16 protein-coding genes and 1 riboswitch are annotated in these 16,491 nt (G+C 35.0%); of the genes, 12 read left to right on the forward strand and 4 right to left on the reverse strand.

Annotated elements, in window-relative coordinates; genetic code table 11:
- Positions 1-63 precede the first annotated feature (63 nt).
- Entirely contained in the window at positions 64-1,095 is a 1,032-nt protein-coding gene (locus tag M2372_RS20685) for a hypothetical protein (protein WP_123318942.1), read from the reverse strand.
- Entirely contained in the window at positions 1,082-1,678 is a 597-nt protein-coding gene (gene pnuC / locus M2372_RS20690) for a nicotinamide riboside transporter PnuC (protein ID WP_123318941.1), read from the reverse strand. The genes M2372_RS20685 and pnuC overlap by 14 nt, the downstream gene beginning before the upstream one ends.
- 27 nt (positions 1,679-1,705) lie before the next feature.
- Positions 1,706-1,809, reverse strand: a riboswitch (TPP riboswitch).
- A 249-nt stretch (positions 1,810-2,058) separates the two neighbouring features.
- On the opposite strand from pnuC, the gene M2372_RS20695 reads away from it, so the two are divergent.
- From M2372_RS20695 to M2372_RS20725, 7 genes are all read left to right on the forward strand, one after another.
- Positions 2,059-2,661, forward strand: a complete 603-nt coding sequence (locus M2372_RS20695; protein WP_115973338.1) for an HPP family protein — start codon at positions 2,059-2,061, stop codon at positions 2,659-2,661.
- Positions 2,662-2,666: 5 nt separating this feature from the next.
- Positions 2,667-3,011, forward strand: a complete 345-nt coding sequence (locus M2372_RS20700; RefSeq protein ID WP_115973337.1) for a hypothetical protein — start codon at positions 2,667-2,669, stop codon at positions 3,009-3,011.
- Positions 3,012-3,040: 29 nt separating this feature from the next.
- Positions 3,041-3,949, forward strand: coding sequence for a TIGR01777 family oxidoreductase (locus tag M2372_RS20705; protein ID WP_123318940.1), 909 nt, complete (start codon positions 3,041-3,043; stop codon positions 3,947-3,949).
- Positions 3,950-3,975: 26 nt separating this feature from the next.
- Positions 3,976-4,557, forward strand: a complete 582-nt coding sequence (nudK, locus tag M2372_RS20710) for a GDP-mannose pyrophosphatase NudK (protein ID WP_123318939.1) — start codon at positions 3,976-3,978, stop codon at positions 4,555-4,557.
- A 104-nt stretch (positions 4,558-4,661) separates the two neighbouring features.
- Positions 4,662-5,120, forward strand: a complete 459-nt coding sequence (locus M2372_RS20715; RefSeq protein WP_123318938.1) for a DUF2750 domain-containing protein — start codon at positions 4,662-4,664, stop codon at positions 5,118-5,120.
- 11 nt (positions 5,121-5,131) lie between these two features.
- Positions 5,132-5,773, forward strand: a complete 642-nt coding sequence (locus M2372_RS20720) for a DUF2306 domain-containing protein (protein WP_123318937.1) — start codon at positions 5,132-5,134, stop codon at positions 5,771-5,773.
- A 570-nt stretch (positions 5,774-6,343) separates the two neighbouring features.
- Positions 6,344-6,724, forward strand: a complete 381-nt coding sequence (locus M2372_RS20725) for a VOC family protein (protein WP_123318936.1) — start codon at positions 6,344-6,346, stop codon at positions 6,722-6,724.
- Positions 6,725-6,797: 73 nt separating this feature from the next.
- Here the strand turns inward: M2372_RS20725 and M2372_RS20730 are convergent, their stop codons facing one another.
- Positions 6,798-9,260 (reverse strand): SEL1-like repeat protein, encoded by a 2,463-nt coding sequence (locus M2372_RS20730; protein WP_123318935.1) that lies wholly within the window; start codon positions 9,258-9,260, stop codon positions 6,798-6,800.
- 17 nt (positions 9,261-9,277) lie between these two features.
- Positions 9,278-11,578 (reverse strand): hypothetical protein, encoded by a 2,301-nt coding sequence (locus M2372_RS20735; protein WP_123318934.1) that lies wholly within the window; start codon positions 11,576-11,578, stop codon positions 9,278-9,280.
- A gap of 233 nt (positions 11,579-11,811) precedes the next feature.
- Here M2372_RS20735 and M2372_RS20740 point away from each other — a divergent pair, with 233 nt between their 5' ends.
- From M2372_RS20740 to M2372_RS20760, 5 genes are all read left to right on the forward strand, one after another.
- Positions 11,812-12,573 carry a hypothetical protein gene (locus M2372_RS20740; protein ID WP_123318933.1) on the forward strand — a complete coding sequence of 254 codons (762 nt, stop codon included), beginning with the start codon at positions 11,812-11,814 and terminating at the stop codon, positions 12,571-12,573.
- 159 nt (positions 12,574-12,732) lie between these two features.
- Positions 12,733-13,494: a hypothetical protein gene (locus tag M2372_RS20745; protein ID WP_123318932.1), complete on the forward strand. Its 762-nt coding sequence runs from the start codon at positions 12,733-12,735 to the stop codon at positions 13,492-13,494.
- Positions 13,495-13,691: 197 nt separating this feature from the next.
- Positions 13,692-14,585, forward strand: coding sequence for a retropepsin-like aspartic protease (locus tag M2372_RS20750; protein ID WP_123318931.1), 894 nt, complete (start codon positions 13,692-13,694; stop codon positions 14,583-14,585).
- Between the two features lie 168 nt (positions 14,586-14,753).
- Entirely contained in the window at positions 14,754-15,767 is a 1,014-nt protein-coding gene (locus M2372_RS20755) for an HNH endonuclease (protein ID WP_123318930.1), read from the forward strand.
- Positions 15,768-15,888: 121 nt separating this feature from the next.
- Positions 15,889-16,335 carry a KTSC domain-containing protein gene (locus M2372_RS20760; RefSeq protein WP_115973324.1) on the forward strand — a complete coding sequence of 149 codons (447 nt, stop codon included), beginning with the start codon at positions 15,889-15,891 and terminating at the stop codon, positions 16,333-16,335.
- The last annotated feature ends 156 nt before the right edge of the window (positions 16,336-16,491 follow it).

Here is a 16,491-nt window from a genome sequence, read left to right on the forward strand (position 1 = left end):
TTAAATAATGAGGTTAGATGCAAGACTAGAATTGTAAGCTCCTTTAAACTTTAAAAAACCGTTTTACTGAGCAGTAAGGTCAAATTTGTTTTCCCTCCTAAAATTAGAATGCTGTGTTGCTGTAAAATAATCACAAAAAACCTGATACACTGTAGAATCTGTATGACTTGCCTTTATTCCTAACTGAAAATAAATATCCAGAATCTGATGTGATAAACCTTCCACTACATCTGACGAATAATTGTGAATTTTCTCTTGTTTTTCAAAAGAAATGGTTGCAAAATCATTGAGCAAAGATTCAATTTCATTGGCAAATTCAATTATTCTTTCCATCTCTTTCTCTATTTTTTCATTGAAAGAATGTAAGTCAAGATGAGGTCGGATTTTAATCGCTTCTTCTGAAAAATGAGAGGCCATTCCCAAATAATTAACCAGTAAAGTTAAATCAGCAAAAATCCTAAATGGAATTTTATCCAAGACATCATCCGTAAAAAATTCATCATAAATAAAACTGTAATCTTCCGAAATTTTCACATTCTCAACTTTAAAAGAGTATGTTCCGGTTGCTTTCATACCCATTGATTTCCAATTCGGAATGATTTCAGCTTTATTTTTTGAAATAACAAATGATCTTATCATTTCGAAACCCGATTCATCAAGCAAAGGTTCTCCTTTTTCTGTCAGTTTAGCATTTAAAGTAAAATGACTTAGATGTGGTGCTCCTGTTGCAAAATGCCAAAGTCCGTTCATTAAAAAAGTTCCATCGGCTTGCTTTTCTGCCGTTCCGCCAATCATTCCGCTTCCGCCGAAGCAGGTTTTAGAATCGGAAAAAAGCTCTTTAGCAATTTTGGGGGTTAAATTTCTTGAGAAAAAATTGGCTCCTGAACATAAAGTCAGCATCCAACCCAAACTTCCATCGATTTTTGACCAGTCAAACAAAACAGATAGCCCTTCTCTTAAACGAAATCCCAATCCGCCATACATTTCAGGAACCCAGATCTGGAGCAGTCTTTCCTTATGAATCTGATTGATTACCGATTGCGGAACTTCAGAGGCTCCGTGCATTTTTTCTCTTATTTCCTTATGCGAAAGCATTTTTCTTGTTTTTAATAATTCTTCGCCACTCCAGATAACCTGAAATAGCAACAATGAATAAGAAAGCGGTCAGAATTGAATATAAATAAAGACCTTTATGGATTAGCAGCGGAATCGCAATAATATTGCTTATATTCAGTAAAATCCAGTTTTCAATTTTTCTGCGTGCCATCAACCACATTCCTGCCCAGGCAAAAGCACTTACCAAAGAATCCAAAACCGGAACGTCAGAATCGGTAAAGTTTGTCAGAAAAACCCAGAAAAGGCAGAATGTTCCTATTACAATTCCTGCGGTAATCAGTTTTTCCTGATGAGTAGTTTCAGAAATAGCAGTTTCCGTTTTTCGTTTCCCGAATTTCCAATACAGCCATCCATAAATGCTCATCACCAAATAGTAGAGATTTAAGGTAAATTCCGCATAAAGTTTAGCGAAAAACATGACATATAGTGAAAGTAAAATTCCGGCAATCCCGAAAAGATAGGTATTGGAATTGTTTTTCCGTGCCAATAAGACCTGAACTACTGAAAAGAAGACTCCAAGCCATTCCTGCCATGTTGTCTGTTGTAAAATTTCCTGCATCAAATTAACTTACATAAATTAAATGATGAGATGATCAATCAAAAAAATCCCTACGTCGGCATTATCCGAATCAGGTGTGGAAAAATTTCCCGGGTATCATCTCAGCCGCTATTGCAGCACCCCATTGAGGACACAAATTTGATGTTTTTTAACGACAATAAAAAATAATTCAGCTATTCTTTTACCACAAAAGAAACAAAAGATCTTTCTTATGACTTAGATTTTGAAAAGAAAACATAAATTCAGATTTTGCAGATTTTAAAAACTGCCCGCATCTTAATACGATCCATTTACAAACGGATAATTCTGTATCTTTGCTTTATTAAAAATATCCAACCGGTTTTTTGTAATAATTAACTATCAAATAAAGCAGGCCAATCTCAATGAAGAAGACAATAAAAAGAACGTTCAGAGTTTCAAAATATGTAATCTATAAAGAGACTCTGGTTGATTACAAGGAGCATTTCTGGTCATTCTTAGGTGCTTTTTTCGGAATTGGACTGATTGCTTTTATGCAGTCTCATTCTTTAGCACAAACAGAAAATATATTTCTGATTGGTTCGTTTGGGGCATCCAGTGTTCTTATTTACGGAGCTATTCAAAGTCCGCTGGCCCAGCCGAGAAACTTGGTGGGTGGACATGTGCTTTCTGCATTAGTTGGTGTTACGGTTTATCAGATTGTTCCGGATATTATATGGCTTTCTGCCCCATTGGCGGTAGCCTTTTCTATTGTCTTGATGCAGTATACGAAAACCCTGCACCCTCCGGGTGGAGCAACAGCACTTATTGCGGTAAGTTCTACCGGAAAAATTCCGGAATTGGGGTATTGGTATGTTATCTCTCCGGTTCTCTCGGGGTGTATTATCCTGTTGCTTGTGGCTTTATTCTTTAACAATATAACGCCAAACAGGAGTTATCCTTCACACAGCAGTTTTATGAGATTGCTAAGGAAAAAACATGCTCATGGACACAAAGTGAAAAATTAAAAGTTATGAATTGCCTGGAATGTGGTGAAAAAATTATCGGAAGGTCTGATAAAAAATTCTGCAATGATGCCTGCCGAAACGCCTATAACAATAAGCAGAACAAGGATTCTACGAACCTGATGCGAAATATCAATAATAAGCTCCGCAAGAATTACAGGATTCTTACGGAAGTAAATATTGATGGCAAAACAAAAGTTGCCAGATCCAAATTGGAAAGTCTGGGATTTGATTTCGATTATTTCACCAATCTGAAAATTTATAAAAACGGCTCTGAGTATAAGTTTATTTATGATTACGGTTACAAAATTTTAGAAGAAGACTTTGTTTTGATTGTTAAAAATCAAGCATAAATATACCTCACACCACAAAATATATTCCTATGAAAGAAGTTGTTTTGATTACCGGAGCAAACGGTCTGATTGCAAAAGAACTGGCAAAAAAAATAAGCAATGAATACGATGTAAGATTTCTTACCCGGAAAAAAAGACAGGCAAACGAATATGAATGGGATCTGAGAAAAGGAACCATTGATGAAGCAGCCTTCGAAAATGTCTCACATATCATTCACCTGGCTGGCGCTAATATTTCAGAAAAGCGATGGACAGCGGAAAGAAAAAAAGAACTGATTTCCAGCAGAGTGGATTCTGCCACTTTATTACGAAATACTTTAAGAAAAAGGGAGATTAAACTAAAATCTTTTATTTCTGCCTCAGGAATCAATTTTTACGGAACCAATACTACAGAAAAAATATATTCTGAAAATGACCCTCCCGGACATGATTTCCTTAGTGAGGTTGTGGTTCTGTGGGAATGTGCTGCCGATCATTTTAAGGAACAAAACCTTGCGGAAAGAGTGGTCAAAATCCGTACAGCGGTTGTTCTTTCCGAAAAGGAAGGGGCTCTAAAGAAAATGCTTCCTCCAATACAATATGGTATTGGTTCTGCTTTGGGAACGGGAAACCAGTATATGCCATGGATTCATATTGAAGATATTTGCTCCATTTATGAGCTGGTCTTAAAAAACAATACCCTTCACGGCGCTTATAATGCAGTATCCCCCCAGCACGCTACCAATGCAGAGCTGACAAAGAAAATTGCTGAGGTTTTAAAGAAACCTTTATTCATGCCGAATGTTCCTTCTTTTGTTTTAAAGATGCTATTTGGTGAACTGTCAAGTGCTATATTGGAAGGTTCCAGAGCTTCTTCATACAAAATTCAGAATACAGGTTTTCAATTTAAATTTCCGGATCTGAAAGATGCCTTAAAAGATCTATTAAAGACTCCATAACTCATAAAAAGAATTCAAACAACAATATGCAAAATCCTAATATTACTATTTTAAAAACAGATATTTTATCAGATAACTGGTATACTTTAAACAAGGTCACTTTCACCGTTCGCAAAAAAGACGGAACTAATGAAACCCAAAGCAGAGAAGCCTATGACCGTGGAAACGGAGCTGTTATTTTGCTTTACAACAAAATTTCAAATTCTGTTATTCTGACCAGACAATTCAGATTACCTACCTATATTAACGGAAATACTTCCGGAATGCTTATTGAAGCCTGTGCCGGTCTTTTGGATAATGATAATCCTGAAGACTGCATCAAAAGAGAAACAGAAGAGGAAACAGGCTATAAAATCTCCAAGGTTGAAAAGGTATTTGAAGCCTATATGTCACCCGGTTCTGTAACGGAAATTCTTCATTTTTTCATTGCTGAATACTCCAATGATATGAAGATTACCGACGGTGGCGGTCTTGAAGAGGAAGGAGAGCAGATTGAAGTGTTGGAATTAACTTTTGATGAAGCGTTGACCATGATGGATTCCGGAGACATCAAAGATGCAAAAACGATTATGCTGTTGCAGTATTTGAGGATAAAGGGAATTTTATAAAGCTATATTTGCAATTAGCCAATCTTAATCTATCCATTAATTCTGATCTCTATATTCCAGGAAATCATTATATCTTTAATAATATTAATTTAAATTAAACACCAATGCTTCAGGACCAAATTACCCTACAGAACCGTTATAAAGATTTCATTAAAAAAGTAAGTGAAACAGAGACCGTCTATGGCTTAAAAGATGACAGAGGATATGCTACCTCCTATTCGAATGATCAGGAATATGAAGACGGTGAGCCTGTGAAAATCATTTGTTTCTGGTCTGATGCCGCAAGGGCGAAATCCTGTGTAAGCAAAGAATGGAACCGCTATGAAGCCACTCCTGTTCCACTCAATGAATTTCTGGAAAACTGGTGTCTGGGAATGAACAGTGACGGTTTGCTTGTGGGTGCTGACTTTGACAGCAATCTTTTTGGCTATGAAGCTGAACCTTTAGAGCTTGCTCTCGAAATCATTGAGGAACTTAAGAAAAACGGAAAGTCTTTGATCCTAAGAAAATTCGAAGACCTTGAAGATATGGAAAATCAGATCAAAGAGGTATTAAAGGACTAAGAAACAGATTCATGACAAAATCGTTGGGAATAAAGACTGCTAAAGTGATCGCAGTGTTTTCGGTTTTTATTTTCAGTATTCTGATGCTGAAAGTGATCTCCCAATATACATCTTTTGATAAAACCGTGGGATTTCTTGCCTTTAAACAGCAAGTAGTTAATAATCCTTATTGGATGACCTTTTTCTACATCCATATTTTTTCGATAACACTTTGTTTTTTGGCTGGTTTAACTCAATTTTCACCTCAATTCCTTAGAGAGAACAGGAGTTTACATAAAATGATCGGAAAGGTTTATGTTTACAATATCCTTATCATTAATGTTCCCGCATGCTTTGTATTGGGATTATTTTCAAACGGTGGATTAATAGGAATTACAGGATTCCTGACTCAGGATATTCTTTGGGCATATTTTACAATAGCAGCTGTACTTTCTATTAAAAAAGGAAATATTATCAGGCATAAAAACTTTATGATTTTAAGTTATGCTGTGACAACAACTGCTATTACTTTCAGAATCATTAAGAATCTGTTTTATAATGAAAAGCTTCATGATTATGAGCTGTTCTATGGTATCAATGTATGGCTCGCTCTTGTCATTAACCTGTTGATTGCGTATTACTTTCTTAAAAGAAGACTTCCTCACTATCGCTGAAAACTGACATTCGTAAAGAAAATATAAAAACTCAGAAAGGAGATCAGAAAAAAAGCTCCTGTAAAGATTAAAATATTAAGCAATTTTCTATACCTGTGGTTTTGAGTCCATCGGTTACAAAAGCGCATCACTACATAAGAAATCCCTCCAAAAATGCCAATTACAAAAAGGAAAAATAAAAAGACGATAAGGTAAATCCAATCAAAATGCATGTATATTTTTTTAATTAATTATCTGGAAAAATCAAGAGTGCCCAGGAAAATAAAAACGCTGATGTATGACAATAGGAGAAATGATATGATGAATATGATTGTATTAAAAATCACTTTATACTTGTGATCTTTAGTCCAGCGGTTACAAAAGTTCATGATAAGAAAGGAAATTACTCCAAAAACAGCAACAACAAAAAGAAAGAAAAAATAGATCATGGTTATACTATTAATATTGTAAAGCTATTATTTTTAAAATTAAAAAGACATACAAAACACAAATATCCCCAATTTCAGCTATAAATAACACTAATCTGACATCTAAGAATTGTGAAAGAATTAGTATTAAAAACAAAAAATTATGAAGATCAATAACATAGACCATATTGTATTGACTGTAGCAGATATCAATACAACAATAGAATTCTATACCGAAATCATGGGATTTGAAGTGGTAACCTTTGGGGATAACCGAAAGGCTCTTACTTTTGGAAATCAAAAGATCAACCTGCATCAAAAAGGCCATGAATTTGAGCCTAAAGCTGAACATCCCACCAGTGGTTCTGCAGACCTTTGCTTCATTGCCCAAACAGATATTCTGGATGTTCTGGAAGAACTGAAACAAAAAAATATAGAAGTTATTGAAGGAATTGTAGACCGCACGGGCGCTGTAGGGAAGATAAAATCTGTTTATTTCCGTGATCCGGACCAAAACCTAATTGAAGTGAGCAACTATTCTTAGGTTAATAACCGCAAATACACCAATAAAATGATTCTACGTTAGACAATAAACCTATGTTTGTTAAAACTTACGATCATATTTCCATTTCGTTATCCTCTCCAAACTTTTTCCAATACTGGTACTTTTCTGGGTCAGCAAAGTCCGGATCTTCTTTATAGAAATATAAAAGCCTTCTCAAAGCTGTATTATAATGGGCATACTCCAAAGATTTTTCATAGTGTCTGATTGCTTTTTTAGGGCTTATTTTCACCCCTAATCCTTCGTCATACATAATACCGTAATAAATATCGGAATATGTACTTTGAGTATCTTTTTTCAAATAGCGCTGAAGGTTGGCATAATCACCTTTCTGGTAATAGATTTCGGCGAAGTTTTCATCGTTATAATAGAACTTCTTTTCTGCCTGTTTATAATAATCCAGTGCCAAATCATAATCCTGTAATACATATTCACCATAAAAATACAGAAGCCCAAGGTTCTGCAATGCCAAACCGTCTCCTAATTCTGCTGATTTTCTGAAACATTTTAAAGCCTTTTTAATATCCTGAGGATACCCAACTCCACTCTGATGATGATAACCCAGATTATTCCATGCAATGGCATGATTCTTAGAAGCTGCTTTTTCATACAAGGCAAGCCCCTTCTCCAGATCATAATACTCAGGATACTCATTGTGAACATAAATATATCCAAGTTCCACCATCATATCTGTGTTTCCGCGACTCACTCCTATTTCATACAACCTCACAGCTTCTTCAATTTTACCTTCTTCAATATATTCTTCAGCCCTCGACATCAGGGTTGCATCATCAAAGTGTTCTTCATAACCAGACCCCTTTTGTTCAGTCCAAGCCTTATAAAAATCCAGAAAATATTTTTGATCTTTTCCACGAAGGTTATGTCTTTTTTCATACAAAGTTCCCAACTGATGATCAGAAACTTTATGCAGCTTTCTTTCAGTATCAAGAATAAACATTTCAGAGCCTTTATAAAGGCACAGCATCTGTTCATTATAATCTATTCCTTCACCGATATAGTCATAAAAATAGCTTCGGGCTTCCGTCTCCTGGTCAAAATAGAACATCCCGTTTGAAGTGGTTACCCGGAAAATCTCTTCCCTGCAAGACTCTATTTTTTTATATTCTTTGGATGAAGGGAGCAGCCAACGGTCTTCCGCAGCATTATACAAGCCCCAGCCATTTTCATCAGATAACAGAAATACATCTTTCATAAACTGGGTATACCAATCTCTGTGAATATTTTCAATGGTATGTTCTTTTAACCTGTATTCACCGGATTTTATATCATAAATATACCATTGCTTAGCTTTCTTATAGGCAAAAGAAGTATAGTCGCCATTCAGAATCATCATGGTATCTACTTCCGTATCCAGAAGAGTTCCATCAGCTTTTATAATGCTGTTTTTTTTCTGAAATTTATTTGGTTTAGCCCAATAATATCCTTCTCCAATTTCGCCCAATACTTCTTCCGGATGTTCTCCCAGGAAAACGCCATCAAATGTGTAAAAAGCTTTTTTGGATGTTCCTTTCAGTGAACGATAAATCAATTCTGAATAATTAAACTCAAAAGGTTCATCAAAACCTTCTTCTATGATGAGTTTATTGGATGCGTCAATGAGATGATACTTCCCTTCTTTTTTAGCATTAAAAAGATAGGCATGTCTTAACATCTCCAACTCTTCATATTCACAGGGGATCACGATTTCTCCGGTAATAATATTAAGGAGTCCGCATAGATGATCGATTTCTATAATCCCATAATGCTTATTGTCTATAAAAAAAGAATCAAAAGCATCATCGTAGATGCATTCAACAAGTACTTTACCATCGTTTCTCAGGTATCCGTACTTGCCGTTTTTCTGTGCTACTGCAATCCCCTCTTCACTAAAGGCAAATATTTCTTCGTAAAAAGGTGGCGTTATGATATTTGCCTTTTTGTCTTTCAATCCCCAAAGACCATTATCTTCAAAAGGCTCCGAAATATCTTTATACAAATCTTCATTCCAGTAGCCAAGGCCATAATCAATCCAATCTGTTTCCAGCATCTCTAAAAAGGAACCATATCCCCTTCTGGCTACAATCTCTTTTTCCAGCCAGCCCAGATTCTGCTTAGACATTGCTTTATCATATAGCTTACTTTTTTCCTTAATTTCCAGCACCCAGTTTTTGGCCTGATCAGAGTGTTTTTCTTCACTCATATTGAAAACATCCCATCCGTTGATCATAAAGGAATCATAAGGAAGATCATCCAACATCTCAAACATTTTGTTGACAGGCTCATAATAGTTTTTTTTGTAAAGCAACTGAAAGTGCTCCCCCAACAATTGATAGAATGATTTCAGCCTTGCTACTCCATTTATTTTATCAAAGTACAGGAGTTTTCCTTTTGATCTTGGTTCGCAGGAGAATAAAGGAAGAAGTAATTCCGGGATTTCATAATTCCATTCTCCCAAATAGTGTGAATACTGGTCCCCTGTTTTGGAGTCTACATTATATACGTAAAGACGATGCGCCATTTTTTACCCTTTAATAATTAAAATCCAAATTTAGAAAACAGTCCCGGTTTTTTCCATGAAGCTTTATATTCATCTGCAATAGGGTCATAATCTGCAACTGAACGTACCTGATCCAATATCGCATGAGCTTCTTTTACATTTCCAGCGTGATACAGGACAACTGCTTTTGACAGCTCAACACTTTCCACAAGATCATCATAGCCCCATTCTTCAGCATTGTAGATGACAGTGAATCTTTCAGCAAGAGCTAGGGTTTGATCTTTATTGTTCAGCTTTTCATATACCTTCACTCCATAGCTTAGCCAAAGTACATATTCTTCAGGATCCATTGCCGATTCACAATCTGCATCATACTGACTGAATACAGAGGCAGCTTCCTGGTAATTTCCCTGGAGAAAATCACTTTTCACCATCATATAAATGGTCTTGGCTCTATCAAAAGCATCTAAAAGGAATTCTTTTTTATTCTCAAGATATCTTTTCGCTGCCAACGCTACTCTTCCATAGCTTTCTTCCTCGTTATAGATCTGCATCAGGGCAAACTGAGGATTAGCTTCCCCTGGGAAGCGCTCTGCTACTTGTTCATAATATGATTTTCTGGTATTTAAATCCTGATTATCCAGATGTTGAAATAAAATTGCTTCCAATATATTTTTACCAGCTTCCAGGTCTCTGTAGTTGTCATCTTCAAGTTCCGGATTCTCTATGGTGTACTGATAAATAGAGGTAAGGACTTCTTGTGCTTCTCTTTGAACATCACTTGATCCCATAATTTCATGAAGCTGAATCTGCCGTGCTCTATAGTACAGAGTTTTAGAACAATAATCGTCGGATCCCCCATAAAGACTGAAATAGTTATTCAATGCTTCTTCAGCCCGTTTATGATCCCCTCCATCCATCAAAGCATCAATCAAGGTCAGGTGAAGTTCCATAAATTCTGAATAGGTAAGCCCTTCAGATGCTGTTGCAGCAGCTGCCTTATAATCTCCCAATACCCAATATTTAATGGCTAAATTATTGCAACACATTGCTCTGGTATGCAGATCGTTGTGATAGTCACTTTCAAACTGATCTTCTTCAAAATATTTTCTGAATGCTTCGTGGGCCTGCTCATATACAATACGGCTCACATCATGCCATTTCAGTTTATCGTTTTCATCTTCTAACGCATCTATACATTCGTTCAGATAAACCCCTTCATTGTAAATGTCTGTGGGATAATCAGAAAATACTGGGATATTGGATAATACCGTTCCATTCAAAAGATATTCTGAATCTGCTCTTCTCCTCCAGGCTGTAGCATTGGATGATAGTTGTACTGCTTTTTCTAATAAAGGAATCGCTTCAGCATAGCGCTCGTTTTCATACAGGAAGGTTCCTGCAAAATGATATCCTGAGAACAGTTCCGGATGGGAATTGATAACTTCAAGAGCATGATGGTAATAAAAATCTGCAGAAACGTTTAACAGATCATTATAATTTCTTTCAATAATTAACTGATAATAGAAAACATCAGGATTATTATATCCGTTTCTAATCAGTTCAGCAAAGCGTTGATGCCATTCTACCAGTTTTTCATGAATGTGAAGTGCTGAATTTTCTCCTTTGATGGCTTTCAACATCATTTTTAATGAAAGATCCGGTGCGTTATTTTCAAATGCAATATCAGCAAGGTTGATAAAATCATATTCGTTTCTGCTTACAAAAGTAATATGTTCCTTATCAATAAGGCCTGTAAGTTCCTCTCCAGAAACTATTTTTGTATGGTCTAGTAAATAAATCTTTCTGATCCAGTACAGCGAGGTGTTTTTGTCCCTGATCTCCCGGTTATCAGCATGTGCTTTTTTAGAATAATACATTGCGGCTTCAAGACTGTTCAAAAGCGCTTTATTTTCTTCCAGGGATTCATATATTTTAACCAAGAAATCATAACCATATCCTACATAGTCCGGATCTTCCAGCATTCGTTCTGCATATCCTATAAACTCCGTCTTATTTTCCTGGGTGATATGCTTTTTCGTTCTGGCGATCTGCATCAGGGTATATTCATTTCCTAAAGGGTAATTCAGGATGTTGTACAGTGCTTTCTCACTGTTGGGGTTAATTTGCAGAATTCTGCGTAAATAAGGAATAACATAGTCTCTTATGGCATCATAAACAGCTTCATGTCCTTCATAATAAACAATGTCGTGATAAGCTACTGCCATTAAAAATAATACTTCTTCGTCTTCGGGATGAGATAACAAGTATTGTTCTCCTTCTATAATACACTGGTCCAAATCTCCTCTGTAAAACAGCTGTTCTAAATTGTCGTACATTATTAATATTTTGTTCTATAATTCAATCATTACGTTTCCTTTCTTCCTCAAGAGAATCAGGTTTTATAATATGGGGAGGTGCAAAATATAAAAAAGAAAAAGAAAAACAAGTGACGACCCCTATAAATACCGGAAACCGGGGAGTAAATTATTATGTTTTATGAACGGATTTGAAATTTTAAACTTTAATTTTAGACCGAAATAAAAAGTATGGATTTTTCAATCATAACAATATGAAAAAATTATTGACAGGTCTTTCATTGGCTCTAGCTGTCACATTGACTGCTCAAAAGACTCCTGCAAAAAAAAGTCCACTGGTTCTTTACAGTTATCAGACCTTTGGATGCGATGTTAAAGGATATTTTGATCCTTCGAAATATAAAAAAGAAGAAATAGATGACACATATAAGCTTTTACAACCTTTAAACTGGTCTCCCTTTTCATCTCTTATTGTATTTAATCCTACTAAATTTGACCTGGTACGAAGTAATAGTACTCAGCTTTTGCAACAGACTGAAAAGGAGTATCTGGAACGAAAGAAAGTACTTGAAGAGCTCAAACTCATAGATCTTCCGATATGGAAAAAGCAGTACGAGGAAGCGCTTGCACTTCTGGAAAATGAATACCTGCTCAATAAGGCTCTTCTTATGGGATATGCAGATCCGCAATCTCTTCGGAACAGCAAATTTTACAACACCTGTAAAGAATATGTGGATGCCATGACCACCAAGGATAAAGAAAAAATGTATTCCGTATGGAAAAGTTTATTTGAACCTAAAAAAGGAGAAGAACCTTATCAGGGAACAAAAGACTCTTTTAATGCTAAATGGAATGACCCAAGAAAGGACGATTATGCTATTATTGATCTTATGAACGCTTTTAATAATTGCGCCATCCATAGTTTCAGAACCAAAGCTGATCAAGAAAACACTTTATTTAAAACTTTTGAGAAGGTGGTTTTTGTCAAGCTGAAAAGAGATTGTGATGAACCTTAAATTTTTGTAAAGCCTCCTGTTTAAAGCAAAAAATTAAAATTCTCATTAAATAATAAAAATAACTGTATAAAATTGGTTAAATTCTTTAGTTTTCAAATTTAAAGCCTTAATTTTGCACTGAAATTTTAGAAAATTCGGATTCTTTCTACAACTATGCGCATGGAAAAAATGATGGTCGGGCTCTCCCTGGCTTTATCTGCTATTGTTTGGGGACAAAAAGGCCCTGTAAAAACCAATCTGACACCGTACAGCTATCAGACCTTCAATTGTGATAACAAGGGATATTTTGATGCGTCTAAATATGAAATTGAGGAAATAGACGGGGTTAACAAACTTTTATACAAGTTTAATGGGGTTCATTTTGATACGAATCCTATTTTCAAACTTTCCAGCCTTGAAGAAGTCCGTAGAAATAAAGATCAACATCTTGAAAATCTGGAAAGACAGTATCAGGAGAAAAAAGAAGAGCTTTACAGCCTTAAAGTCATCAATCAGCCAGTTTGGAAGAAGCTGTATGAAAATGCCATACAAACTTTTGAAAACGAATATGAGCTTAACAAGGAAGAAATAATTGCCTTTTCTGACCCATCTACCCTTAGAAACAGTAAGTTTTACGAAACCTGCAGAGAATCTATTGATGCAATCTCTTCCCCTGACAGAGAAAAAATGTTCGCTTCATGGAAGGCTTACACAGAGCTTAAAAGCAAAAACAATGCGGATCCGCAGGGAGTAATGAATCGTTTTGATCTTAAAATGAACGATCCTCAAAAAGAAGATTATGCATTGATTGATATGATCGGACTTAGCTTTCACAACTGTGCCAACAGCAGCTTCAGACAGAGACGTGATGATGAAGGAACAGTGTATAAGGATTTTGACAGGATCTTTACAAAACTGAAAAAAAACTGTGATGAGCCTTAATAGGGTTCTCCCATTTAAAATATAATAGCAGTACTCATTTTTTGGGTACTGTTTTTTTATTTAAAGTGTCTGCATCCGGTTTTTAAAAGTTCCTGAGTATGAAGAAGGGTTAAGGGAAGGTTAATGAAGCTTCCTTTCTTTGTAAAGATCATCAATACCTTTATTTTCACTGCAATAACCTGTAAAACTTCTCTTTTATGAATTTCAAATACTTTTTTTTAACCACATGTTTCAGTATAGCTGTATCAGCACAAAAGCAACCCACCCTTATTCCTTTCTCACTGGAAAATAATTCTGTTTATCTGCACTGCAAGGTAAACACAGTTGATAACGTCAAATTTTTGTTTGATACAGGAGCAGACGGATCTGTTATCAATATCAACTCAAAGAAAAAGGTAGATTTGAAAATTGACGGAAAATCTGAAAACAAAGGCTCAAACGGAGTAAATACGGTTGATTACAGCAGTCATAATACCGTTCAGTTCGGAGACATAAAAAAAACTGATGTTTCGTTTACCCTCATTCCTTATGGAGAGGTTAGTTTTGATGGTGTTTTCGGAACAGATTTGATGAAAGGCAAGATCATTGAAATTGATTACCATAAAAATGTGATCCGGTTTTATGAGGAAAATGACCCGTCTATTGATTTTTTAGGATATGAAAAAATGAAGCTTCATCTCATAGATAATTATCCTGCTGTGGAAAGCTCAATAACAGTTAATGGTAAAGAATATTCAGGATTATTTGGACTTGACAGCGGTGCTGATGACGCTCTTACCATTGCTTCTCCTTATGCCCGAAAGAATTCTTTAGCCAATACTATGAAAACGATAGGAAAAGCTACTGCACAGGGTTCAGATGGTTCTGTTTATGAAATGCCGGTAGTACTGTGCCCATCTATTACCTTTGCCCATAAATTTCTTTACAATGTTCCCATTACACTTTCCAGCTCTACACAAGGCATTGATGCTTCAGAAAAAATGGCAGGCTTTTTTGGGAATGCTTTCTTAAAAAGGTTCAATACGATTATTGATTTTAAAAACCAGTCTATTTATTTTAAGCTGAATAAGAATTTGTATTCGGAATTTTAACAAAAGTTCACAAGCATGCTGAATATCAATCAAAAACAGCCCAATCACACTATATAAGCAATATTTCAGATATTAATCATGGACTTCCATTATTAGATTACTAAAATTAAAAACATACATTTTATTTGAAAATATAGTAAAAATCATTAGTTTGCCAGTAAAAAATTAATGATTAATTATTTTAATGATATTTGTGAATTCCGGCAAAATTATCCTATCATCCATGGAGAAACAATCAAAACAGATGACCCGGTCCTCAATAATGTAAAAAAAGCACTTAACGGGTTTAAATCTGAACTAGAAAAGAAATATGGTATATTTAATAATATAAATTTAACAGTAAAAGAATCTAAAGGTGCAGCCAATTTTCCTCATATAACTCATGTATGTATCCTACCTCCTAATCAGAAAGTTTCAAATGGAATATATGTAGCAATTTGCTTTGATAAGACAGGAAAAGGAGCTGTAGTGGGTTGTGCTGAGTCTAAAACTAACCCTAAAGGATTAAACATTAAAATAAGAAAATCAAAAAGTCTAAATCCTAAAATTGATGTTGATGGAGGTGGGGATACAACTAAGTATAATAATGTTTTCGAAAATCCCAAAGAATTTTATTATAGATTAGAAAATGATTCAGATTTAGAAAAGCATATTAAAAGATCTCTAATTTTATGTTTTTATAATCTCGGTTTAATAAAAGAATCCAATTATTTACAAACAACTGATTACTTAACTTCATCAATTAATGAGTCTGAAATAAGCTACTTTAATATAGAGAGTATACTAGACGATAGAAAAAAAATTGCGATTCAAATTTATGCTAGAAGAGGGCAAAAAAAATTCAGAGAAAAACTTATTAAGGCTTACAATAAAAAATGTGCGATCACACAATGTGAAATTATTGAAATGCTAGAAGCAGCACATATCTATTCTTTCAAAGGGTCTGATACTAATAAAACTCCTAACGGCATTCTATTACGATCTGATATCCATACACTATTTGATCTTGGGTTAATTAGCATAGATCCAGAAAACTATATGATTCACATCAGTAATAAAATTTCTCATGATGAATATTACGCTAAATTACATCAAACAAAGATCAGTTTACCAACAGAAACCCAAGACTATCCAAGCTCAGATTCTCTTAAGCATCACTTTGAAAATGTTTTTGACAAGTAAAATCTAGTATTTTATCCGATGATCATTATTGATAATAATAAAAACAAATTAATAATGAATAAGTTACGGTTTTTCCAATTAAATTCCTTAATTTTGCACCCCGAAAATAAGAATTCAATTTATGAAACGAATAGGTGAACACAGAACGCTTCTTGGTGTAGATAAAAACGTAACTTTAAAAGAGTTAAAAACAATTTACAGGAATGCTATGAAAGATACGCACCCTGATAAATTTATCAACGATGAAGCTGGAAAACTGGAAGCAGAAGAAAAAAGTAAGTCTGTGATTGAAGCCTATCATTTCCTGGTAAGCATTAATTCTGAAACACAGGAAAAATATAAAGAAGAATATACAGAAACTGTTACCCAGTCTAATATTCAGGATTTTTACCTTGAAAAATCGATTTTAACGGTTCAGCATTTGAATGGAAAAAGCTATGAGTATATGGGAGTTCCAAGAAATACCTATATCAAAATGGTGAATGCTGACTCTCCAAGCCGTTTTGCAAGAAGACATATCTATGGAAACTTTGTCTACAGAAAGTCCGGAGAGGCTATGGCAGACTAATTTCTTTCACTTACAATATATAAAGGCTTCCGGTTTATTCCGAAAGCCTTTTTTATTGCCTTAGATCGCCACTAATACGCGAATAATCTGATACATATCAAAATCTCCTGTGTGGTTTAATAATTTCGAACCACATAGCAACATAGAATAGAGCAG

This window comes from Chryseobacterium sp. BIGb0232, assembly GCF_024810195.1.
Lineage (GTDB): Bacteria > Bacteroidota > Bacteroidia > Flavobacteriales > Weeksellaceae > Chryseobacterium > Chryseobacterium pennae.